Annotated in this window: 19 protein-coding genes and 6 pseudogenes; 14 read left to right on the forward strand and 11 right to left on the reverse strand. The window is 56.0% G+C overall.

Annotation, left to right across the window (positions count from 1 at the left end):
- Positions 1-6 precede the first annotated feature (6 nt).
- The 8 genes and pseudogenes from HFO99_RS23865 to HFO99_RS23900 form a co-directional block, all read left to right on the forward strand.
- On the forward strand, positions 7-678 hold the full coding sequence (locus HFO99_RS23865) for a type IV secretion system protein VirB5 (protein ID WP_222363988.1): 672 nt from the start codon (positions 7-9) through the stop codon (positions 676-678).
- Between the two features lie 66 nt (positions 679-744).
- Positions 745-1,629, forward strand: coding sequence for a type IV secretion system protein (locus HFO99_RS23870; RefSeq protein ID WP_222363990.1), 885 nt, complete (start codon positions 745-747; stop codon positions 1,627-1,629).
- Between the two features lie 31 nt (positions 1,630-1,660).
- Positions 1,661-1,819, forward strand: a complete 159-nt coding sequence (locus HFO99_RS23875; RefSeq protein WP_138333830.1) for a type IV secretion system lipoprotein VirB7 — start codon at positions 1,661-1,663, stop codon at positions 1,817-1,819.
- Entirely contained in the window at positions 1,816-2,529 is a 714-nt protein-coding gene (locus tag HFO99_RS23880) for a type IV secretion system protein VirB8 (protein WP_138333828.1), read from the forward strand. Before HFO99_RS23875 ends, HFO99_RS23880 begins: the two co-directional genes overlap by 4 nt.
- Positions 2,526-3,407: a P-type conjugative transfer protein VirB9 gene (gene virB9, locus HFO99_RS23885; RefSeq protein ID WP_222253960.1), complete on the forward strand. Its 882-nt coding sequence runs from the start codon at positions 2,526-2,528 to the stop codon at positions 3,405-3,407. The genes HFO99_RS23880 and virB9 overlap by 4 nt, the downstream gene beginning before the upstream one ends.
- Complete coding sequence (gene virB10, locus HFO99_RS23890) at positions 3,404-4,510, forward strand: type IV secretion system protein VirB10 (RefSeq protein WP_138333824.1); 1,107 nt, start codon at positions 3,404-3,406, stop codon at positions 4,508-4,510. Before virB9 ends, virB10 begins: the two co-directional genes overlap by 4 nt.
- Before the next feature lie 45 nt (positions 4,511-4,555).
- Positions 4,556-5,596: a P-type DNA transfer ATPase VirB11 gene (virB11, locus tag HFO99_RS23895; protein WP_222363991.1), complete on the forward strand. Its 1,041-nt coding sequence runs from the start codon at positions 4,556-4,558 to the stop codon at positions 5,594-5,596.
- Between the two features lie 154 nt (positions 5,597-5,750).
- Positions 5,751-5,873, forward strand: a pseudogene (locus HFO99_RS23900) (IS481 family transposase); the annotation flags it as partial.
- Positions 5,874-5,881: 8 nt separating this feature from the next.
- Here the strand turns inward: HFO99_RS23900 and HFO99_RS23905 are convergent.
- Positions 5,882-7,474, reverse strand: coding sequence for an IS66-like element ISRle3 family transposase (locus tag HFO99_RS23905; RefSeq protein WP_222363992.1), 1,593 nt, complete (start codon positions 7,472-7,474; stop codon positions 5,882-5,884).
- 74 nt (positions 7,475-7,548) lie between these two features.
- Positions 7,549-7,830, reverse strand: a pseudogene (gene tnpB / locus HFO99_RS23910) (IS66 family insertion sequence element accessory protein TnpB); the annotation flags it as partial.
- A gap of 191 nt (positions 7,831-8,021) precedes the next feature.
- Between tnpB and HFO99_RS23915 the strand changes: the two are divergent.
- Positions 8,022-9,272: a tyrosine-type recombinase/integrase gene (locus tag HFO99_RS23915; RefSeq protein WP_222363993.1), complete on the forward strand. Its 1,251-nt coding sequence runs from the start codon at positions 8,022-8,024 to the stop codon at positions 9,270-9,272.
- Complete coding sequence (locus HFO99_RS23920; protein WP_261323299.1) at positions 9,266-9,784, forward strand: tyrosine-type recombinase/integrase; 519 nt, start codon at positions 9,266-9,268, stop codon at positions 9,782-9,784. The genes HFO99_RS23915 and HFO99_RS23920 overlap by 7 nt, the downstream gene beginning before the upstream one ends.
- A gap of 92 nt (positions 9,785-9,876) precedes the next feature.
- Here the strand turns inward: HFO99_RS23920 and istB are convergent, their stop codons facing one another.
- Positions 9,877-10,611, reverse strand: a complete 735-nt coding sequence (gene istB / locus HFO99_RS23925; RefSeq protein WP_222363994.1) for an IS21-like element helper ATPase IstB — start codon at positions 10,609-10,611, stop codon at positions 9,877-9,879.
- A pseudogene (istA, locus tag HFO99_RS23930) lies at positions 10,611-11,981 on the reverse strand (IS21 family transposase). Before istA ends, istB begins: the two are co-directional and overlap by 1 nt.
- A 152-nt stretch (positions 11,982-12,133) precedes the next feature.
- On the opposite strand from istA, the gene HFO99_RS23935 reads away from it, so the two are divergent.
- Positions 12,134-12,463 carry a hypothetical protein gene (locus HFO99_RS23935; protein WP_261323300.1) on the forward strand — a complete coding sequence of 110 codons (330 nt, stop codon included), beginning with the start codon at positions 12,134-12,136 and terminating at the stop codon, positions 12,461-12,463.
- Positions 12,464-12,509: 46 nt separating this feature from the next.
- Entirely contained in the window at positions 12,510-13,523 is a 1,014-nt protein-coding gene (locus tag HFO99_RS23940; protein ID WP_064697614.1) for a tyrosine-type recombinase/integrase, read from the forward strand.
- A gap of 8 nt (positions 13,524-13,531) precedes the next feature.
- Here the strand turns inward: HFO99_RS23940 and HFO99_RS33585 are convergent, their stop codons facing one another.
- Positions 13,532-13,744, reverse strand: coding sequence for a hypothetical protein (locus HFO99_RS33585; protein WP_261323301.1), 213 nt, complete (start codon positions 13,742-13,744; stop codon positions 13,532-13,534).
- 99 nt (positions 13,745-13,843) lie between these two features.
- Positions 13,844-14,032 (reverse strand): annotated as a pseudogene (locus HFO99_RS33985) (transposase); the annotation flags it as partial.
- On the opposite strand from HFO99_RS33985, the pseudogene HFO99_RS23950 reads away from it, so the two are divergent.
- Together HFO99_RS23950 and HFO99_RS23955 are read left to right on the forward strand one after the other, a co-directional pair.
- Positions 13,997-14,996, forward strand: a pseudogene (locus HFO99_RS23950) (IS481 family transposase). The pseudogenes HFO99_RS33985 and HFO99_RS23950 sit on opposite strands and share 36 nt — an antisense overlap.
- A 490-nt stretch (positions 14,997-15,486) precedes the next feature.
- Positions 15,487-16,263 (forward strand): winged helix-turn-helix domain-containing protein, encoded by a 777-nt coding sequence (locus tag HFO99_RS23955; protein ID WP_222275782.1) that lies wholly within the window; start codon positions 15,487-15,489, stop codon positions 16,261-16,263.
- A 15-nt stretch (positions 16,264-16,278) separates the two neighbouring features.
- On the opposite strand, the gene virD4 is transcribed toward HFO99_RS23955, so the two are convergent.
- From virD4 to HFO99_RS23980, 5 genes and pseudogenes are all read right to left on the reverse strand, one after another.
- Positions 16,279-17,973 (reverse strand): type IV secretion system ATPase VirD4, encoded by a 1,695-nt coding sequence (gene virD4 / locus HFO99_RS23960; protein ID WP_222363996.1) that lies wholly within the window; start codon positions 17,971-17,973, stop codon positions 16,279-16,281.
- Between the two features lie 581 nt (positions 17,974-18,554).
- Positions 18,555-19,451 (reverse strand): hypothetical protein, encoded by an 897-nt coding sequence (locus HFO99_RS23965; RefSeq protein WP_222035471.1) that lies wholly within the window; start codon positions 19,449-19,451, stop codon positions 18,555-18,557.
- A 275-nt stretch (positions 19,452-19,726) separates the two neighbouring features.
- A pseudogene (locus HFO99_RS23970) lies at positions 19,727-20,913 on the reverse strand (IS3 family transposase).
- Between the two features lie 171 nt (positions 20,914-21,084).
- A complete protein-coding gene (locus HFO99_RS23975) occupies positions 21,085-22,290 on the reverse strand; it encodes an aminotransferase class V-fold PLP-dependent enzyme (protein ID WP_222277275.1) in 1,206 nt (401 codons plus the stop codon).
- Between the two features lie 163 nt (positions 22,291-22,453).
- Positions 22,454-23,374: a LysR family transcriptional regulator gene (locus tag HFO99_RS23980; protein WP_168346169.1), complete on the reverse strand. Its 921-nt coding sequence runs from the start codon at positions 23,372-23,374 to the stop codon at positions 22,454-22,456.
- Positions 23,375-23,498 lie beyond the last annotated feature (124 nt).

Consider the following 23,498-nt stretch of genomic DNA (forward strand, 5'->3'; position numbering starts at 1 on the left):
ACTTTGATGAAATTTGCCCAACTCACAGTTACAGCGCTGACCACCTTCCTAGTGCTGCAGGGTCCAGCTCGCGCGCAGTTTGCCGTCATTGACATGGGAGCAATAGCTCAGACCATCGTGCAAATCGAAAAAACAGCCGCGATTCTCGAGCAGACAATGAATTTGGTGACGGTGTTCTCATCGTCCTTCGGCGTCACCGGTCTGTTAGGCTCGCTCAACCAAGCGAACCGATATCCCTTGACCAATCAGCTAAGCGAGAAAATGTTTGGTAGCAGTAAGATACCAAGCGTGACGATACCAACCGGGTTCACGGCGCGCGCGATCATTCAAGATCGCGAAGTCTCGGGTACCGACGCGGAAGCGAAGCTGCTACTTCGACAAATTACCGGTGCTGCTAATGCCGCGGACATTGCAGCCGACAATCTGGAGAAGATGGGCCAGCGCCTGGCAGAAAACAGCAAGACGCTCGCTCAGCTGTCTAGTTCAAGGAACATCATGCAGGCCACCGTAACGAACGGTTTGCTTCTCAAACAGATCCACGATGCCATCATCCAGAACAGCCAGGCGACCAGTTTGCTGACGATGACCACTGCGCAGGCCAGCCTTCACGCCGCAGAAGAGGCGGCAGCGCAGCGACTAGAACGCGAGGAAACCGGGCGCATCTTTGGCCGGTGGTAATTCGGCTCAGATAATAATTCAAACTCAGCCCACCTGCGGTGGAAAGAGCCAAATCAGGTTGGAGCGATGAACCTTGCAATTTCTACGCCGTTTACGGCTATACATACGGTCTTTGATCAGGCCTTCACAATTGCACTGAACTCCGTGCTCGGAAAGATCCAGAGCGCGCTCAATGCGCCTCTGGTGGCGTGCGTCACTCTTTGGATAATAGTTCAAGGCATTTTGGTGATGCGTGGTGAAATCGATACCCGCGGTGGAATCACGAAGATCATCACGGTATCGATCGTTATCTCCCTAATCCTAGGGCAGGCGAACTATCATGACTTCGTCGTGTCATTCTTTGAGGAAACGATCCCTAGCTTCGTTGACCACATCAGCGGCAGTAAGATTCCGCTGGTTGATATTCCCCACAAGCTTGATGTAATGTTCGCTCTAAGCCAAGTCTGCTTTCAGAAGATCGCATCCGAAATCGGACCGATGAATAGCCAAGACACTCTTGCCTTTGAAGGCGCACAGTGGATTTTCTACGGTGCACTTTGGGTAACGTTCGAGATCTATGACGCCTGTGGGATCCTAACCAAGCTACTGGTAGCGATCGGACCGCTGATTCTTGTAGGCTATCTCTTTGATCACACCCGCGACATGGCTTCCAAATGGGTCGGGCAGCTCCTCTCCTACGGGCTGCTGCTTCTCCTGTTGAACATCGTGGCTACTCTGGTCATCGCAACGGAAGTAGCAGCTCTCACGGGAATGCTCTTCGTGATCAACTCTGCGGGCACGACGGCAGCCAAGATTATCGGGCTTTACGAACTCGACATGTTCTTTCTAGCTGGTGACGCCCTGATCGTCGCGCTTCCGATGATAGCCAGCAATATTGGTGGTGGCACCTGGGCGGGTACAAATAAATCTCTCAGCCTCCGTCGCCAACTAGCCCAGATCACACGCGGTTAAATGCAATGTTCTTAAAATTGAGGTTGACGACATGAAGTATTGTTCTCTGTTTCTATTCCTCGCTTTGGCCGCTTGCAAGACGAGTGATACACTGGCGACTTGCAAGGGTGCGGCTTTCCAGCTGAATGCGGGGCGATGGCAACCCACCACATCGGATCTCGACGTCGAATGTGCGGGAGAGCCTAAATGAAGGGACCTGAGTATGGTCTCCTGGTGGGGCGAGAATCACTTTCCGCGCATTATAAAGAAGTGGAAGCCTTCCAAACGTCACGCGCGAAGTCGGCGCGGCGTCTTTCCAAGGTATTGGTCGTCATTGCGGCTGCTGCTATTCTTGGAAATATTGCGCAGGCCTTCACTATCGCCGCCATGGTTCCGTTGATCAAGCTTGTGCCCGTATATCTTTGGGTGCGACCGGATGGGACGGTTGACAGCGAGGTATCCGTGTCTCGACTTCCGGCCACGCAAGAGCAGGCAATCATCAATGCTTCACTGTGGCAATATGTTCGCCTACGCGAGGGTTATACAGCGGACACAGCTCAATACGCCTATGACCTCGTATCGAGTTTCAGCGCATCGTCTGTTCGCCAAGAATATCAGCAATTCTTCAATTACCCCAGTCCGAGCTCGCCGCAGGTCACAATCGGCAAGCGAGGTAGGCTGGATGTCGAGCACATCTCCTCAAACGATATTGCGCCGGGAGTGCAGCAGATTCGTTACAGACGAACGCTCATCTTGGATGGTCAGATGCCAATGGTGAGTACTTGGACTGCAACCGTCCGCTATGAAAATGTCACAAGCCTGCCTGGCCAATCGAGGCTGACAAATCCAGCAGGATTAATCGTTACCTCCTACCGGGCTTCGGAAGATACCGTGTCGAATGCGGGAGGGACCCAGCCATGACAACAAGGGCCGTTCTCACACTAATCTGTTTGATTTCCTTTGCGATGGGCGTTCATGCGGAAGATACTCCTGCTGCCGGCAAACTGGATCCGCGCATGCGCTATCTGGCCTACAACCCCAACCAGGTGGTCCGAATGTCAACCGCTGTCGGCGCAACACTAGTTGTCACATTCGGAGCCGGCGAGACGGTAACAGCAGTCGCCGTGTCGAATAGCAAGGATCTGGCAGCCCTTCCGCGAGGCAACTATCTCTTTTTCAAGGCCAGTCAAGCCCTCTCCCCACAGCCAGTTATTGTGTTGACTGCGAGCGAGGCAGGTACGCGACGATATGTCTTCAACATTTCCACCAGGGTCATGTCTCGACTTGATAAAGAGCAACCTGACCTATACTACAGTGTACAATTCGTCTATCCGAACGACGACGCTGCTGCTCGGCGGAAGGAAATAGAAAAGCAATCGATATTCGACGGGATGCGGGCGAAAGCGCGGTCTCAACAGAGAGCTCAGGACTTGTTGGATCAGCCGGCCGCAGCCGCCAATCCTGATGCCAACAATTTCCACTACGTCGCACAGGGCGATCACTCGCTAACACCATTGGAAGTCTTCGATAACGGAGTCACCACTGTATTCCGCTTTCCAGGCAATGTACGCATTCCCTCCATCTACATGATCAATCCGGACGGTAAGGAAGCTGCTGCCAATATTTCGATTAAAGGAGACTATATCGAGGTTTCCGCAGTTGCGCGTGAATGGCGGCTGAGGGATGGCCATACAGTATTAGGAATTTTCAATAGCGCATACGATCCCATTGGAAGAAATCCGGGCACCGGTACGGTAAGAGCCGATGTATGGCGCGTTGTGAAAGGGACGAGCCGATGAATGACGCGAACTCAGAATCGGGGCACGATGTAGATGCGTCGGGCTCCCTGGTTACCGAGCCAACTCGTCGAAGTCTTTCGGGATCAAAGAAGTTGTTGATTGCAAGCCTAATTCTGGCTTCATCTCTATCTCTCATCTGGACCGTCGGATTCGCAAAGAAAAGAGGCGCCCCCCCTCCGCCGCCTCAAACACCCTTGGTCGCCAACGCGGAGCCTTTTCGCCCGGCACCGATTGAGGTTGCTCCCGATCCTCCAACACCCAAACAGGCTGTTCAGCCGTCAGCCTCCGCGCCAGAACGGAACTCTCCAGAGCTGGATGATGCGCAGGTCGCGCAATCGGCAATATTCGCTTATGATAGCGGTGATCAATCGGCTGACATTAGTCACCCCCGCGAGGAGGAACAGAACGAGACCTCGTTGCAGGCGGGCGAAGCTCCAGTCGAGAACGATCTGTCAACTCGCATGAAACCCGGTGTGCAGGAGCCAACCAGAGCCAAACTCCTGCCGCACCCTGACTTCATGATTACCCAAGGAACCATTATTCCCTGCGTTTTACAAACAGCGATCGATACGAACTTGCCGGGCTTCGTAAAGTGCGTCTTACCCCGAGACATTCGTGGGGCGACGAATAATATTGTGCTTCTAGATCGCGGAACAACCGTTATTGGTGAAATTCAGCAGGGCTTACGGCAGGGGGATGCGCGAGTCTTTGTAATCTGGAACCGCGCTGAAACACCGACTCATGCCGTGGTTTCGCTCGCGTCGCCGGGCGCTGATGAACTCGGCCGCTCCGGCATGCCCGGTACCGTGGACAATCACTTCTGGCAACGATTTGGAGGCGGAATGCTCTTGAGCGTCGTCCAGGGTACGTTACAAGCCGCCAGTCAATACGGTGAAAGTTCAGGCGGGCTCAGCGTCAACAATTTTCAAGGCAATGGTGGACAAACGGTCGATACTGCGCTTGAGGCAACGGTCAACATTCCGCCAACCCTAAAGAAAAACCAGGGTGATGCCGTGTCCATTTTTGTCGCTCGTGACCTTGATTTCTCAGAAATATACGAGCTTAAGGCGACCAACGCGCCAAAGAGAGCGAGAAGTCGATAAACAATGGCCCAAGCACCTCAACGACAATGAAGATTGGAGACTTTGATGCAAGCGGTGGCACATCCCCAATTGTATTTCCTCCTCAAACCGGTTTTGAAATGGCTTGAGGACCCAAGGACCGAAGAGGTCGCGATTAACAAGCCCGGGGAGGCATTCGTTCGCCAGGCCGGTGCGTTCAAGAAATATCCTTCACCTCTCACATACGACGATCTTGAAGATATCGCGATCTTGGCCGGAGCGTTGCGAAAGCAAGATGTGGGACCACGAAGCCCTCTCTGCGCCACCGAGTTGCCAGGCGGAGAGCGGCTGCAGATCTGTTTACCGCCCGCAGTGCCGTCAGGTACTGTTAGTCTGACAATTCGGCGCCCCTCCACTCATGTTGCCGAACTCAAGGAAGTGTCATCCCGCTATCAAGCATCACGCTGGAATAAATGGCAGTTGCGCAACGAGCGCCGTGCTCATGAAGATGAGGAGGTTCTAAAGCTCTACGCTTGCGGTGATTTGGAAAAATTCCTTCAAGCCTGCGTGACCGGGCGACTGACAATGCTGCTTTGCGGACACACAGGAAGTGGGAAAACCACGATGAGCAAGACTTTGATAAACGCTATTCCACCGCAAGAAAGGCTAATCACTATTGAAGACACACTCGAACTCGTAATCCCGCACGAGAATCATGTCAGGCTACTCTATTCGAAAGATGGAGCAGGTTTAGGTGCGGTAACTGCAGAGCAGCTCTTACAGGCTAGTTTACGCATGAGGCCGGACCGAATATTGCTGGGCGAGATGCGCGACGACGCGGCTTGGGCGTATCTGAGCGAGGTCGTTTCTGGCCATCCGGGATCGATTTCCACCATCCACGGAGCAAATCCTGTCCAAGCCTTCAAGAAGCTCTTTTCGCTCGTCAAGAGCAGCCCGCAAGGATCTTCCATGGAAGACCGTACGCTAATAGATATGCTCTCCTCAGCAATCGACGTCATAGTGCCATTCCGGACAAGCGGTGACGTGTATGAAGTGGGCGAAATATGGCTAGGGGCCGATGCCCGCAGACGCGGTGAGACAGTGGCTGATCTTCTAAACCAGCATTAACCTCGCAACCAAAGTGTCGTATCCGAGATGTGAGAGCTTTAGTTTTCCCTATAGGTCCAAACCTCATCAAGGGGCTGAAGAGGCCGACACGCTCTAGGTGTTTGATCCCGGATTTTGATGGTGCAATCTTCTCGCAAGCCTGGAGAGATTCGCTATGGGACAAATTCTACATGGGAGCGCCCGCACGACAGAGGCGGTCCGTCGAGCGATACAGCATAGTCAAGAGAGCTTGAGAGCACTTTCGAAGCGCTACGGGATCAATCGTAAGCGACAAGCCGGGGCCGTTCAGGCGGCGTAGTTCCATGGCATGAGCGCGTCGATTTCACTGCTGGGCCATCCATTCGCCAGGCGCTCAAGCGTCTGGGTCAACCAAGCTTGCGGATCGACGGCATTCATCTTTGCCGTTTGCAGGAGCGTCGCGATGGTCGCCCAAGTCCGGCCACCACCGTCGCTTCCAGCGAATAGACTATTTTTTCTCGTGATCGCTTGGGGTCTGATTGCTCGCTCGACTATGTTGGAGTCGAGTTCGATGCGGCCGTCGGTCAGGAAGCGCTCGAAGATGTCTCGACGCGAGATGGCATACCGCAGAGCTTCGGCGAGTTTGGATTTTCCAGAGACCCGCGGCAGGGTCGCCTGCCAGAGAGTGAAGAGGTCACGGACGGTCGCTGCGGAGATCTCCTGGCGTGCAGCGACACGAGCTTCAGGGCTTTGGCCGCGCACACGCTCCTCGATCTCCCATAACCTCGCCATACGCTCGACGGTGTCTGTAGCGATTTTCGAGCTCTTTGCGACATGCAACTCGTAGAACTTTCTCCGGCTGTGCGACCAACAGCCGGCCAGGATGGCGCTGTCATTGCCTCCATCTTTCCGGACGAGCTTGTTATAAGCGGCATATCCATCGACCTGCAGGATTCCACGATAGCCGCTCAGGTGTCGTGCGACACACTCGGTGGCTCGACTGTCCTCGAAGCGATAGGCTACCATCGGTGGACCGCTGCCCCCAAAAGTCCGGTCATCCCTGGCATACGCCCATAGCCATGCCGTCTTCGCTGATCCGGAACCAGGAGCAAGTGTGGGCAAGGTCGTTTCGTCGGCAAAGATCCGTTCGGCCTTCTTGATCTCATCGAGGATGTAGTCGGCGAGGATATTGAGCTCGAACCCCAGCTTGCCCATCCATTGAGCCATCAGCTTGCGGTCGAGTTCGACCTTGTCGCGTGCGTAGATGGCTTCCTGGCGATAGAGTGGCAGCCCGTCGGCATATTTGGAAACGGCGATCTGGGCCAGAAGCGCTTCCGTCGGAATGCCACCTTCGATGATATGTGCCGGAGCCGCCGCCTGGACGACACCATCCTCGTTCCCAAAGGCATACTTCGGCCGGCGGGTGACGATGACACGGAACTTCGCTGCCACGACATCCAGCCGCTCGGAGACGTCTTCTCCAATCAGGATTTTGGTCTTACCTGCATGTTCTGGAAGCTCTTCCGGTTCGATCACGACCTCGACGCGCTCAAGATGAGGCGCAAAGCCCTTGCGTGGCCGCGGAGCGCGTTTGCTGTCCGCGCTACCGCGGCCTTTCGTGACCTGAGCCTTGATCGTCGCAATGCCGGTCTCGATCTCTTCGAAGACAAAGGCATGCTGCTCGTCATCGACGGTGGATGATGCAAGCCTTTCCGAGCGTCGGCCAAATCGGGCGCGATCGAAAGCCTTCAGGATCTGCGTCAGCCGCTCGATGCGCTCATCGGCGTCCGCGTTGCGGGCCTCTAGATCGTCAACCTGCTTCTCCAAAGCCTCGACGCGGGCTGCTTTTGCGGCCATGGCAAGAACCATGGCTTTGAGAGCCTCTACATCATCCGGGAGCTCAATCTCGGGCCGCGTCATGGGTATGATCAGAGCATATTTTGCCGCGCTCCGCCCATGCTTTCAGGGACCTGATTCACTTCGCCGCAGCGGTTTTACCCAACAATCTCGGGAGGCTTCACCGGCGTGGATCGAACCCGCTTCCAGTCCATTCCGTCGACTAAAGCCAGAAGCTGGGCATGATTGAGCTGGACGCGATGATGGCCGATCCGGGGCCAGCAGAACTGGGCTTTTTCCAGCCGCTTCGCATAGAGGCAAACGCCGGAGCCATCCCACCACACGATCTTGACTCGGTCTGCTCTCTTGGCCCGAAAGACATAAAGTGCACCGTTGAACGGATCACTGCCGGCATCCCGTACCAGCGAAAGCAAGCTGTCCGGCCTCTTGCGGTTATGCGGAGCCCCGCATAACCGAAATTATGTGAAGCGTGCAGTTATGTGGAGTCCGCCGCGGCTCGAGCTGCTTCCTCGTTTTTGTCCAATAGCTTAGATCGCTCATGAGCCTTCCCCACTCGGCATAATTGTTGTCGTCTCGAGACGTTCTTTTTGTCATCGAGAGGAGACCACCCGTGCCAAAATCGACGGAAGTTCTACCAGAATGCACGCAACTGATGGACCCAGGCAAATTGCGTCCGTTCCTGGAGGCGTTCACGAGCCGATTGTTGAACTTGGGACATACCCGCCTGACGGTGTCAGGCTACGAAGCTTCGGCCCGTCATTTCGGACAGTGGCTACAGAGCACGAAGATTGCCATCACGGGGATTGACGACGATGTCGTTCGCCGCTTTGCGCAGCACCGATGCCGTTGCCCTGGCAGCCGGCAAGCCGATCGTCTGTCGGCCAAATATGTAAATCGCGCGCGCCGGTTCATTGGTTTCCTGGTGGAATACGGGGCGGTGACGCCGTCGACACATGAGCTGCCGGGTGTGGACCTTCACGAGGTCCAAATTGTTGCTTTCCAGACTTGGCTGAGACGGCATCGGGGGATATCCGAGCGCACCGTCCGTCGCCACGGCCGTATGGTCATGCGGCTGCTTGCCGGCCTCGGTCCTGATCCAAAGCTGTACGATGCCCGTCTTGTTCGGCAGGTGATTCTTGACGAGGCCCAGCGAAGTTCGCGCGCCAACCTCAAGACGATGACGATGGCGTTGCGAGGCTACCTCAAGTATCTGGCTACCCAGGGTTTGTGCCAACCGGGGCTTGATCAGGCCATACCGACGGTCCCGCAATGGCGGTTATCGGCCTTGCCGCTCTACATCTCCACCGCCGACGTTGATCGGGTGGTTGCGTCGTGCGACGTCACGACACCGATCGGCATCCGCGATCACGCGGTTCTGCTGCTGCTGGCACGTCTCGGTCTGCGCGCCGGCGACGTTTCGAGCATGTGCCTTGAAGACATCGACTGGCGAGAGGGCACTTTATGTGTGCGCGGCAAGGGCCGCCGCGAGATCCGGCTTCCGCTGCCCCAGGACGTCGGTGAAGCGATTATCGACTATCTACGCGAGGCCCGTCCGCCCGCCGCCTGCGAGCAGATCTTCCTGCGGGCTGTCGCGCCGCATCGGCCGTTGGCGAGCGCGACTGTCTCTAGCATCGTCAAGCTTGCGCTTGTAAGGGCGGGTATCGACAACGCTCCCTCCCGAGGCGCCAATCTCCTGCGACACTCCGCGGCGACCAGCATGCTTCGGGCCGGCGCCACGCTGGATATGATCGGGACCGTGCTTCGCCATCGATCGGTCGACACGACTGCCCACTATGCGAAGGTGGACATCGACATGCTGCTCCAGATCGCCCAGCCTTGGCCGGGGAGTGCGTCATGCTGAGCCAGGATCTCTCGCGATATGTGGAACTCCAGCGCACGGTGGGCTTCAAGTTCCGCGTCCAGCACACGCTTTTGAGGAGCTTCGTCACCTTCGCCGAGAAGCATGGCGATCGGCACATTGAAGTCACTCGTGTACTTGAATGGGCGATGCTTGCGCCATCCCCACAGCAGCGCCGCAACCGGCTGGTGACGGTCCGCCGCTTTGCGTTGGTGCTAGCAGCCGAGGACCTGCGCCATCAGATTCCTTCCGCCGAAGCCCTGGGGCGCAACCTGCTCAAGCGGCGGATCCCGCACATCTATACCCGGGATGAGATCACCGCGTTGTTGCAGGCGGCCGCACAATTGAAGCCGTCAGACACGATCCGGCCGCTGATGTACGAGACCCTGTTCGGATTGCTGGCCGCCACCGGAATGCGCATTTCCGAAGCCCTCGCGCTTCGATTTGAGGACGTGACCGCCGATGGGCTGTCAATCAGCATCCAAAATTCACCCCTTATCGGCATCCAATTTTGACCCCTTGACGGGGTGAATCAGCGCTTGGCCTGCCCGGCGCTGGCCGGGGTTGCAGAGGGTAGGCCAAGTGCGGGTGATGATCGTCTTCGGCTTTAGCTTTGAGAGCGGTTCTTGAAGCGCCAGGACTCGTTTCCGGTTTCGACAATCTCGCAATGATGGGTCAGACGGTCCAGAAGTGCCGTCGTCATTTTGGCGTCGCCGAACACCGTCGGCCATTCGCCGAACGCCAGGTTCGTGGTGACGATGATCGACGTGCGCTCGTAGAGCCTGCTGATCAGATGGAACAGGAGCTGACCGCCTGCCTGGGCAAATGGCAGATAGCCGAGTTCGTCGAGGATGATGAAGTCGAGACGGTTGAGATAGTCGGCCGTCCGCCCTTGCTTGCCGCTGCGCGTTTCCGTTTCCAATCGATTGACCAGATCGACGACGTTGAAGAAGCGGCCGCGCGTTCCGTTGCGGATGAGAGCACGGGCAATCGCGATGGCCAGATGGCTCTTCCCGGTTCCCGTGCCGCCGACGAGAACGACATTGCGCTGATCGGCGACGAAGGTGCCGGTGGCCATCTCCCGCACCAGGGATTCATTGACAGGCGTATCGGCGAAGTCGAAGTCGTCGATGTCCTTTGCGAGCGGCAGCTTGGCGATGCTGAGCTGGTAGCGAATGGAGCGTGCCTGCTTCTCGGCGATCTCCGATTGCAAGAGATCGCCGACGATGCGCGGCGGTTCGTGCTGCCGTTTGATGCCGTTGCCCATGATCTCGTCGTAGGCGCTGCGCATTCCATAGAGCTTCAGCGTGCTCATGAGTTCGAGAACTTGCGTGCGTTCCATCAGCTTGCCCTCCTGAGGCTGTCATAGCGTGCGCAGTCGGCGACCGCGGTTCATGGGTCAGCCGCAGCGCATCCGGGGTTTGCAGGGTTGCGGCCGGAGCCGGATCACGGCTGCGGGCCAGAATGTTGATGATCACCGAGGCTGAACAGACGCCTTGATCCAAAGCCTCCTGGCAGGCAGCATCGACAGCCGCTAACCCATCGGTGGGAACACAGCCGAGGATGGGTGACCATTTGCCGATCACCATCATGGACGCTCTTCAGCCGCCGGCGCACTTTCTCCATCGCTGCGGGTAAGACCCATTCCCGGAATGGCGCACCGTTGCGCAAAGCACCCTCAACAGGGCGGCCGACCGCAGTCGAGAGGACGGAGTATTTGTTGTTGTCGAAGCGGACTGTGCAGGTCTTCGACACAGAGGCGGGAACGCAGTGGAAGCCATCGAACGGTCCAACGTAATGCACCAGGCTGCCGCGCTCCTCCTCGAACATCTGCCAGATCATCCGCTCGGTCTGTTCGGGATGGCGGTGTGCCTTGGCGTAGGCGATGCATTTGTCGAGCAGCCAGACGTTCAGCTCCTCCAGGCTTTTGACCCGTAGGCGTGGAGTGAAGAAGCGCTCGCGCACGAGACCGACCTGGTTCTCGACCTGTCCCTTCTCCCATCCGGATGCGGGCGTGCAGGCAACGGGTTGGACCAGATAGTGGCTGCACATCTGCAGGAAGCGGCGATTGTATTGTCGCTCCTTGCCGACGAACACCGCCTCGACCGCAGTCTTCATGTTATCGTAGATGCCGCGCGTGCAGGTGCCACGGAAGAAGGCGAAGGCCTTGTCATGGGCATCGAACACCATCTCCTGGCTCTCACGCATATAGGCTCGGGCGAACATCATCCGGCTGTGGCAGAGCCGGACATGCGCGACCTTCACGGTCGTAGTCACCCCGTTGACCAGAATGATCTCGTGGCTCCAGTCGAACTGGTAGGCTTCGCCTGGCGCGTAATAGAGGGGCACATAGGCTTCCGCCGTCACGGCTCCCCGGTTCTTCGCCCAGGTCTTGGCATATCGCCGGATCGCGTCATAACTGCCATCGTAGCCGAGTGCCCGAACCTCCTCGTAAATCCGGATCAGCGTTAGCCGTTCACGCGACGGCTTGCCCTCATTGGCCGTCAGAAACCGCTCGATCTCGGCCTTCCAGGCTCCGATCCTTGGCAGCGGTTGTCGCTCGCGTTCATAGGAAAAATCGGTCTCGTCGGAGCGCAGTATCTTGCGAACCGTGTTGCGCGACACATGGAGTTCCCGGACGATCTTCTTCACCGACCAGCCCTGCACATGGAAGGCCCGTCGAACACGCGCAATCGTATCCACTCGCTTCAACTCCCGCTCCATCCGCCGTCAAAAGCCGGATGGTCAGATGAAATCTGAGGGGGGTCAAAATTGGACGCCGATTACCCCGCCAAGGGGGTCAAATTTGCACGCCGAAACACAATGGGCTGGTTATCCGACAAACCAAGTTCCAGAAGAGCCGCTTGCTGCCGCTCCACGACACGACGCGGGACGCTCTGGACAAGTATTTGTTGGCGCGTCGTCGGCTCGGAACCTTGAACAGCATGCTGTTCGTTTCCGCTACGGGCGCCCCGCCGGCCTACAGTACCGTGATTGCTGTCTTCCTCCGCCTCGCACGATCGCTCGGTGTGCGGGAAGAGCCCGGGCAAACGGGCCCCCGCATTCACGATCTGCGGCACACATTCGCCGTGCGCTCCCTCGAGCAATGCCAGCACGATCACCATGCCGTCGGCCGCCATATCGTCGCCCTCAGCACCTACCTCGGCCATGCCCACGTCACTGACACCTGTTGAGGCAGATCGCAGCGGCTGGCGAGGCCTTGCATCAAGGAGCCGTCACATGACCGCGCTGGCTCCGCATCTCACCACCTTTCTACGAGAACACCTGCCGCAAGAGCGGCGGGCAAGCCCACACACCTGCGAGGCTTACGCCTACAGCTTCCAACTGCTGCTGTGCTTCGCCGCTAGCCGGTTGAGGACCACCCCGTCCCGCATCGAGATCGAGCAACTCGATCCACCGCTCCTCCTTGCGTTTTTGGAGCACATTGAGAGGGAGCGCGGCAACTCGGCGCGCACCCGCAACGCCCGTCTTGCTGCCATCAAAGCCTTCTTCCGCTTCCTCGAGTACCGGCTCCCTTCCTGTCTGGATCAGGCGCGCCGGGTTCGGGCGATCCCGATGAAGAAGGTCGACGAGGCGCTCGTCAGCCATCTCAGCCGCGACGAGATGCAGGCTTTGCTTGATGCACCGAACCCGCGTCAGGTATCCGGCATTCGCGATCGAGCGATGCTGCATCTGGCCTTCGCTGCAGGGCTGCGCGTCTCCGAGCTCGTCAGCATCCGCCTCGACCAGATTGACCGCCAGACGGTCACCAGCATCCACGTCATGGGTAAGGGACGCCGCGAACGTGTGTTGCCCTTGTGGAAAGAGACCACGGCGGCGTTGAAGGCCTGGCTGGCAGTCCGCCCGGCGAGTGGCGACGCCGAACTCTTCCTCAATGCCGTGAGACGCGCGATGACCCGGGCCGGATTCGAATATATCCTCGCCAAGCACGCCGCTACCGCGGCGCAGAAGCTCCCATCTCTCGCCGATAAACGCATTACCCCACATGTGTTGCGCCATACCTGCGCCATGCACACCCTGAAAGCGACCCGCGATGTACGCAAGGTGTCACTCTGGCTCGGTCACGCCAGCCTGCAAAGCACGGAAATCTATCTGCGGGCCGATCCAACCGAAAAACTGGAGGCGCTTGCCGCGATGGCGCCGCCGTCGCTCAAGCCGGGTCGCTTTGCTGCTCCCGACAAGCTGCTCGCGATGCTGAAGTCCATCGGACGATCGACAAATTATGTCGAGTAATCCCACTCTCAAACACCGCAAGCGGCAAGCAATTGCCGCGGCGGACTCCACATAACTGCACGCTTCACATAATTTCGGAAGTCGATGGGATGGCTCGCAAGAAAGACCTTCACGCCGGACGGGATCATGCCGACCGCACCGCTCGGATCCCGCTGCAGGTGTGCTTCGCCGATATCTGCGTCGGCCCGGATAACGACGTCGCCGATGACAAGCTCGATCATCGCACGTGTGCTAATCGTCCTGGTCCCTGTCTGACCAGCCCGATCTTGCGAGGAGGATCGTTGTCCGTCACGAGCATCACGACGCCAGCCAAATAGCTGCGAGGGATGGATGCCGATGCGATGCGCAATGGCCGAGACGCTTGCGCCGGGCTCCATTGCCTCAGCCACAGCCCGCGCTTTAAAATCATCGGACCAACGGCGCCGAACTTGCCGTGGGGCGCCCTCAAGCCGTTCCGGAACAGCCTCGATCATATGGAAGTTTCTAGTTCCAGAGCTAGGCGCAGACATAGAAGCTCACAGTTTGTGAATCGTCTGTCCGCAATACAGCGGCCAACCCTACCGACGCCAGATGGGGTCAGCTTGTCGCTTACGATCAATCAGAAGACGGTCGCCAAGTGGAAGAAACGGACTTCGATCGCCGATCTTCCGACTGGGCCGAAAGAGCCGAAGTCCACTGTTCTGTCGACCGAAGATGAAGCGATCATCATCGCCTTCCGCCGGCATACGCTGTTGCCGCTAGACGACTGCCTCTACAGTCTGCAGGCAACGATTCCTCACCTTACACGATCGTCGCTGCATCGATGCCTTCAGCGACATGGCATCAGTCGCCTGATCGATATCGACGGTGACAAGCCGGCGAAGAAGAAATTCAAAGCCTACCCTATCGGCTACTTTCACATCGATATTGCCCAGGTTCAGACTGCCGAAGGCAAGCTCCAGCTCTTCGTTGCCATTGATCGGACATCCAAATTCGCTTCGCCCACCTCGAGGAAAGCGCCAACATCCATACCGCTGCGGCTTTCCTGAAGGCCCTGGTCGAGGCCGTCCCCTACAAAATTCATACCGTCCTGACGGACAACGTGACCTTGCCCCCAAGTTTTATCCAGTTTTGCGATCTGCCTTCTCGCCGCAATGCACCCACGGCAAGGCTGCGCATGCATATGTTCGATCGTACATGCCGAACACATGGCATCGAACACCGACTGACCAAACCCAATCACCCCTGGACCAACGGTCAGGTCGAAAGAATGAACCGGACAATCAAGGAAGCCACCGTCTAACGCTATCTTTACGACAGTCACGACCAACTCACCCGGCATCTCACCGACTTCCTCGCCGCCTACAATTTCGGCCGCCGCTTGAAGACCCTCAAAAGCCTCACGCCATACGAATTCATCTGTAGACAATGGACTTCAGAGCCGAAAAACTTCAGCCTCAAGCCAATCCATCAATTCGGGGACTAAACACCTAGACCATTTTAAGGCTCTTCACTCAAGTATCCATGTTCTCGATGAACGCCATCCAAATTATCAATTTTACAAATATATGTTATCCATTAGAAGGGCCGAAGTCGGCAAACTGATGCCGCTAGGAGTCAACGAGGTAGGATGCTTCAGAGCTGGTTGATATCGCCTGTAACCCCATTATCTCCACACGGATGCTATCATTCGCTCGTTTCAACCAGTGCTCGAGTTCTTATGAATGAACAAAGCAAGATGGTTTTGAGAAAAGCACTGGAAGACCAACTCATAGCCAAGTCGCCAAGGCGTTCATCCCGAATTAAGTAGACGGGCGCTGGGCACGTGTCTGCGATGGATCGCCAGTAAGGGTCTTTCTCTCGATTGCGAACTTTCGGGTCACCTCATCAGCGTGCCGGGAGTTACCTAACTGCACTGAGGGACTGAATACCAGACGGTGGTCCGGTACCCACCTTAAGTTTGATATAATTGAAAGGTACGCTGTTGAAGCACGTTCTTGTCTTTGATGACGACGCCGCTATGCGGCATCTTATTGTTGAATATCTGACTTCACACGCCTTCAGGTCAACCGCAGTCAGCGATAGTAGGCAGCTGAATCGCGTGCTCGCGTGTGAGCCGGTTGATCTTGTGGTTCTTGAGCTTAATCTGGGTCGTGAAGACGGATTGGAGATCATACGCAACCTGACAACAAAATGGGGAATTCCCATCATCGTGATTAGCGGTGATCGCCTTGAGGAAGCAGAAAAGGTTGTTGCACTGGAGCTCGGGGCAACTGACTTTGTTTCAAAGCCGTTTGGAATGCGTGAATTCCTAGCCCGAATTCGCGCGGCAATGCGTCGCCGGACTTTCAGTCCAGGGGCAAAAGATCGACGTTCCTTTAATTTTTTGGGATGGACATTGAACCTCAGACAGCGTCGGCTAATGTCAAAAAAAAGCGGCGAGGTCAAACTTACCCCGGGGGAATTCAATCTTTTGGTCGCTTTTCTGGAACAGCCGCGTGACGTGTTAACGAGAGAACAGATTCTGCGTGCGAGCCGAGTCCGTGGAGAAGAGGTGTATGACCGAAGCGTCGATGTCCTCATTTTGCGCCTGCGTCGAAAGCTTGAAGCAGATCCCGCGAACCCTCGTCTAATCAAAACAGCCCGGGGGGCAGGCTATGTGTTCGACGCTGATGTGGACATTCATTACGGTGACAATGGCGCTCTTAACCGTGGTCTTTACGAGGACAGGCGTCGTGTCTCGCAGAACCCATTCGTTTAAAAGTGGCGATTAGAATTAAGCCCGCGCGACTGTGTCTTCTTCTACGTCCGCCCAAGGCGCAGGCTCCGGAAGTGGACCCGTCTGGCTCTCGAAGATGCGCTTCAGTGCGCGATCGGAGTAATACCGGACTTTTCTCAGCCTCAATGGCGGGTGACCCTTTATGAGAACGATCTGGTCGTCGTCATCGAGCAGCCGCACCTGCTCAGGCCGTAATAGAGGAGCACCTTGGCTCGAATTTTGAATATTACGATCGAACATCCTCCCTTGGCTATAGGAGGTGGAGCGCGCTACAAACGTATATTCACCAATCGCTTTCGAAATATAAACAGGTGTCTCGTCATCAGCAGTTGCCATGAAGACTTGCACGCCCGTATTGCTAAGGAAGTTTTGCTTGCCGGCCTCGTCGTACGTTCCCGACAACGCTGAGAGGCTCTGGATTATGAACATAAAATGGCCCTTGTAGCCAGCTATTGTCGTGATTGCTGTCTCAATTGTGTCGAGTTTTCCGAGGTGCTTGAATTCATCGAGAAGGAATAGCACCTCGTGCTTCTCGTTCTTGTCTGGCAATGATCGTTGCAAAACAGAAACGATCTGCTGGAAGAGGAGGCGCATAAGTGGTGCGACAACCTCTAGATCGTTCGGGCTAACACAAAGATAAAGACAAGTCCTCCGACGGCGGAGATCATAAATTGAGAAGTCAGAACGGCTCGTCGCCGCTTTAACCAAGGGGTCCGCCCACAAGTTGAGGCCGCCGTCACCCATAACAGAGGTGTAGGAGGTGAGGATTTTTGTATCGTTGCCTGCCATATCATTGAAAATCCGCTGAGCTTCTTTGTTCCTAGTCTCCTCCGCGAGGCGCCCGAGGAGCTGATATTTCTCCCCCGGTTGAGCAAAGAGATCGTACACAGCGCCAATAGTTGGCGTACCACGCTCGATACAAGCAAGAATGCCAGCGACAAATAGATCCCGTGCGCCGTTGATAAATCCTTCCGCGCCCTCTCCTTTGGCTGTGATAAGATTTGCGGCCAAGCGACGCGCTTCGGTGAACTGCCGCTCTGAAGGTAACGCCGTGATATCTAATAAAGGATTGTAACAGCTCGTCCGCCGTTCTGGGTCTAGCGGGGCAAATTTGAACACATCGTCCCCACAAGTTCTGCGCGCCCTGGACGTGAGCTCAAACAACTCGCCCTTGACATCTAGGGCTATAATTGAGCCTTTGAACGTTAGCAGTGTTGGAATGACAACGCCCACGCCTTTTCCCGCTCGGGTAGGGGCAACAATAAGGCTGTGGGGCTGCGCGCCGTTGGTCAGATAATAGTCAGACCAGAATGGGCCGCCAGTCTTTCCGAACACTGGGCCACTGAGGCAGTTGTACCGCTGGAAATAACCGGCCCGTCGCATCTCACCCACCTGAGCCCAACGCGCCGTCCCGTGATGGTCGTGCTTGCGTTGGCACAAGACCTGCTGCGCTAGCAAAACGATTCCCGACGTTGAAATGATGACGGCCAAACCCTGATAAAACAATAGGGTTGTGTATCCAAGAAAGAACGGCGACTTGTACCAAAAAGCGAACACATCGAAAGTCATCAAAGCATGACCGCTAAACCCGTAACCAAATGTTGAGTACACACTTGCAGCACAAAAACCTACGGCCAGTGAACACACCGTACTCAGTGCTATATTCAAGAGCTTTGTTTTGTTTGGTATCATCGGTCCACCATAGATTTCTTCGATGCTAAAATGGCACGCAACAAGATGAATCGAACGCACATCAGGCGATTTGCCAGCGGATCGCGGCGGCACCTAAAAAGAAGGAAATCGTCGGGTGCGCCGCTTCATCGAGGATGGATTAGAGGTCCGGCCATTGAAGGACGGACTAACAAAAATTGAACTGAAGCCTTCAAACTCGACCAGTTGGTTAGAGTTTTCCGGTGGATTTTCCTGGCTGGAAAGGAACGGAAGACGATGAAGGCATCGCAGTTTCGCACGCGCAGTGGCGTTCAGTTTGAGGCAGGGTGATGAAGGCGTTCGATCACACATCATTCGAAGTGAAACAAGATTCTATCGAAACGAATGACTCTTCCAAACGACGAACCAATAGCGGAATTCCACCACAAAATCACAAGTTTCAAGCCGCTATCTGCACGCTTTTCGCTGTTTATTCCTTAGCGTTATCAAGCATACTTTCGACGTGATGCCCTCCGCTACATGCTGCGACCTATGTCGCTGCATTGTATCATCGAGCACGACGGTCCGGCGGTAGAAAGCGTCAATATTCCATTTTCAAGACCTCAACGGCCCGTGCGATCTCTGCTTCCCGCTGCATCTCGACTTCTGGAGGAAGGCCTCAGGTCGTCTCGGGCGTGATTGTAAGCGTGGCTTATGGACTGCGCGATTTTACCAGCTCGCTGCAGCTGTTCAGTTGACGTTTGCGGGCCCACCGTATCACGGACTGACTTCTCAATACTTCTTATGTGCTCATCCAAATTCGCACTCCGTTCCTCTGCTACATGCCTCGGCGGTTGAATGTGCTGCAGTGAGGCACTGATGGCGGGAAGCGAGTGGGCCTGGGCCCTTTGATTTGCGTCTAAGTCGTGATAAGCGACAAAAATAGCATTGTGTGCATTCGCTTTGCTCTCGTGATGCAGATGAGGATCAGCAGCCAATTCGCGGGCCAGCTCAAAGATACGAGATTTATTGTTGTCATCAAACTTACTGAAGTTATGCGATACCAACAAAACTCCAGTAGCTTGATCCGTTGGCTCCATGTTGCTAATGCGATTAACAAGAGCAGTTTGCTTGGCTGGGTCTATATAATGGGCTACATTGCCGGCCGCTTGGACTTTTAACAAAGCTACAGCATCCGAGTCGAACCCCAGTCCGTCCGTCAATTTGTCGGCCAGCTCGATGGCGGATTGTCCGAGCTGTTTGTTCCGCCTTTCAAATGTCGTGAGGGCAGTTTCTTTCCCCTGTTCGGCTACCCGAACAGCACTTAGCGTTTCCTTCGCGAGCGATTTGAAGTTTCGAAGATTGAGTGCTGTATCGCGCGGATTCGAGGTTACTAACTGTTCTGCAACATTGGACATTGGTCCCTGTGGAAGATCAAGGAGGTCGCGGCGTTCCTCGGCCCCCCCTAGGCGGCCGGGTGAACTTGCATTTGCGCGTGTCCGTTTGTTATCGCGATCCATTGCTCGGCTCCTAAGTCGTTTCTCTAGCCTATGAGTTAGCAGGAATGCGTGATCGGCCAAACCGATATGGTGTTACGGTTGTAGTATCGCAGAGGCTTCTCCCAGCCCTGCGGGCCGTGGAAAGACCCCATCCAAGCCAAAGAATGAGATGAAGTTGGCCTCAAAGACGATGAATGGTAAGACCGTATGTAAGCGACAAGCTGAGGCCGTTCAGGCTGTGTAGCTCCACGGCATGAGTGCATCGATTTCGCTGCTGGTGACCTTGCCCCGAAGTTTTATCCAGTTTTTAGTTCGCTCCAGCGGTTTTTGGTTGCTGTTGTTGGTTCGGTAGCGGCGGGTTGCGGTGCGGAGCCATTTCGGCTGCGCAGCACCGCATCACGTCGCGGGTTGAGTGTCTGAGCGAATTCGGCCGGTGTCAGCCAGCCAACGCCTGAATGTGGGCGTTGATCGTTGTAATCGCTACGCCAGTTTGAAAGCGCAGACCGGGCCTGAGCAAGCGACGAGAACAGAGTTTCATTCAAGAACTCGTCTCGCAGCCGCCCGTTGAAGCTTTCGATAAAAGCGTTCTGGATAGGCTTGCCAGGCGCAATGTAATGCCAGTCAACCTTGGTCCGGTCCGCCCATTGCAGGATCGCGTTGCTGGTGAACTCGCTGCCGTTGTCGCTGACGATCATCCTCGGCTTGCCGCGCTCCTCGATAATCCGGTCAAGCTCCCGTGCGACGCGAAGACCGGAAAGCGATGTATCGGCGACGAGCGCCAGGCACTCCCTCGTGCAATCATCGACGACGGTCAGAATCCGCAATCTGCGCCCATCGGTGAACTGATCCGACACGAAGTCTAGCGACCAACGATCATTGGCCACCATCGGCACCAGCATCGGCGCTCGAGTGCCTATCGCTCGCTTGCGACCGCCGCGCTTGCGCACCGTCAGTTCTCCTCCCGATAGAGCCGGAAGAGCCTCTTGTGGTTCACGAGGTGACCCTCCCGCCGGAGCAGCACATGAATGCGTCGATATCCGAAGCGGCGACGTTCATGCGCCAACGCCTTCATTCGCTCGCGAAGCTCATGATCATTATCGCGCCTGGTCTCGTAACGGACCGTCATTCGGCAAAACCAATGGCTTTACACGCCCGCCGTTCGCTCATCTCATGATGGCTCATCAGATGCGCGACAGCTTTCCGCTTGGCCGCGGGCGTCACCACTTCTTTCCCAAAAGGTCTTTCAAGGCAGCATTGTCGAGCATCGCATCCGCCAGGAGCCGTTTCAGCTTCGTGTTCTCGTCCTCAAGCGTCTTCAGCCGCTTGGCCTCGGACACCTCCATGCCGCCGAACTTGGCCTTCCATTTATAGATGCTAGCATCGCTGACGCCATGCTTGCGGCAAAGCTCCGAGACCGGCGTGCCTGCCTCGTGCTCCTTCAATATGCGATGATCTGTTCGTCTGTGAAACGATTGCGCTTCATCCTCTGGTCCTCTCAATGGGCCAGAGCTTACTTCAAAATGGATTATTTCAACGGGGCAAGGTCACATCAGGGCGGCGTTGGCATGATCCGCTTAACACGTGCGAACAGAAGGTCGCATCAACTGCTTTGCCTTTTGAAAAGATCCGCTCATTCGTCAGGCGAGCAACTCAGCTATGAGGCAATACCAGCAATCGCCTCCAGGAACGCATCGATCTCTTCCTCGGTATTGTAATAATGTGGCGACGCCCGCACCACGGGCGGGAGTTGTCGCGTACAGGCGTCGACGGGTGTGCTGGAAGGAGGGGAAACTGAGACGTTGATTCCCTTGCCAGTCAGATAAGCCATGACGGATGACGAGTCCCAGTCGTTGACAGTGAATGAGATGATGGAAGCAAGGGGTTTCCCGAGATCATGCACGGACACGGCTCGTATCCCCCGCAGGCCTTCGCGAAGCTTTGACGAAAGGTGATTGCAGCGCTCTTCGATATTTTCGAGCCCAATGTCGAGCGCGTAGTCCACTGCTGCCCGCAGGCCGAGACGAACCGAATAGTTCTTCTCCCATGTTTCAAAACGCCCGGCATCAGGTCGCAATTCGTATCGATCCGGACCAGTCCAGGGCGCGCCATAGAGGTCGATCATCACTGGCTCAATCTTATCCAGGAGTGATTTACGCATGTACATGAATCCCGTTCCCCGTGGCGCTCGGAGAAACTTCCTGCCAGTAGCAGTCAGGATGTCGCACCCGAGCGCGTTGACATCGATCGGGATTTGACCCGCAGCCTGGCATGCGTCGAGAAGATAGAGGATGCCGTTTTTTCGGGCTATTCGACCGATCGCTGCTGCTGGATTGATAAGCCCGCCGTTGGTCGGGATCCAGGTAACTGCTATCAACCGAACGCGATCATCGATCATTTTCGCCAGTGCGTCCGGATCGAGGACCCCAGAAGCGTCATTCGGAATGACTTCGATCGATACGCCGGTGCGCTTGGCAACCTGCAGAAAGGCGATGTAGTTGGCTGCAAATTCGGCACTTGCCGTCAGGATCCGGTCTCCAGGTCCGAAAGAGAGGGAGTAGAAGGCGCGTTGCCAGGCGATCGTCGCATTTTCAGCTATCGCAATCTCGTCGCGGCCACAGTTTACGAAGGTGGCCAAGCTGTCATATGTCCCCTCCAGTAGAGAGTTGGACTCAGCTGCAGCTTCGTATCCGCCGATCTCCCCCTCCCGGCTTAGGTACCCGACCACCGCTTCAATAACCGGGCTCGGCATCAGCGCGGCCCCAGCATTGTTAAGGTGGTTTCTGTTTTTTGTGCCGGGCGTTTCGGCACGCCAGCGAAGAAGGTCCAAAGTCTTGCGAGCGTCGCGGCTGATTTGCGACATGAGGGATTCCTTCCTTTGATCGAGCGTCAATCTTGTTGACGCAATCGGCGTTGTCACGGAAGCTGACAAGTTCGCAACCCGATGTGCAGAATTGAGCGACGGGGCGTAAGCGTCCGCCAATTCAGCCAGCCAGAGCGCTCCGCGCAGTCCGATTTGCGAAACTTCACGAAGACCAAGGTGAGTTTCTCAGAAGGCGTTGTTCGTCTCGACGAACCAGCTCTTTCACGAATTGCTTTACGGCTCTCACTCTTGAAAGATAAGCTAGATCCTGGTGTGCTGACATCCAGATCTCGCGCTCGCCGCTCAGTTCGTCGAGCACTGGAACGAGACCCAGGTTTAGACTGAGTGCGAATTCGGGAAGCGCTACGATTCCAGCGCCCGCAGACGCCGCGAACATCTGCGACATCATGCTATTTGAGCTGAACGCAATTTTTGGGGTGGGTACGAGTTCCTCTAGCCAAAGCACGCTTTCAAGCTGAATCAGCTCCTCGATATAGCCAACAAAGCGGTGCTCGCTAAGATCCGCCGCCTGAGAGGGAACTCCATTGCGCTCAAGATAAGCCTGCGAAGCGAATAAGCCAGTCTTGAAACGTCCGATCAACTGACTGTCGAGAGAAGTTCCATGGGGCTTGAAGAAGCTTAGGAACAAATCCGCTTCCCGGCGAGCGACCCGAACCGTTTGCGGCGATGTTACAAGCTCGAGGTCAAGATCAGGGTGCCGGCTACTGAGTTCAACGAGGCGCTCGGAGAGATAAAGCGTTGCGATGCCTTCCATGGTGGCTAATCTGACTGTGCCGCGTATTTCGTCACGATTGCTTACGTCGCTGCGAAGAGCATTCACGCCGTTCTCGATTTCCTCCGCTCGCCGCATTGTAACCAGGCCGGCCGATGTCAGCAGAAGTCCATCTTTGGTCCGTTCGACAAGTGCACTGCCAACCGTATATTCCAGGCGAGCAAGTCGACGAGATACGGTGGAGTGGCTGATTTTTAGTTCGCGAGCGGCGGCGGTCATGCTCTTGCACCGGACGACGATGAGGAAGAGTTTGAGATCGTCCCAATCAAGATGATCGATTGCAGTCGCCATGCTACCTCCGTCTATTTTTGCACAGGGTAGTGCATCCTATTCGGGTTGGCTCGCAAATTCGTTTTGATAGTCTCAAACATGCTGTGCCGCTGTATGTGTGGTGTGCAGTGAAGTAAAATATCTT

The organism is Rhizobium leguminosarum (assembly GCF_019798305.1).
Taxonomy (GTDB): domain Bacteria; phylum Pseudomonadota; class Alphaproteobacteria; order Rhizobiales; family Rhizobiaceae; genus Rhizobium; species Rhizobium leguminosarum_U.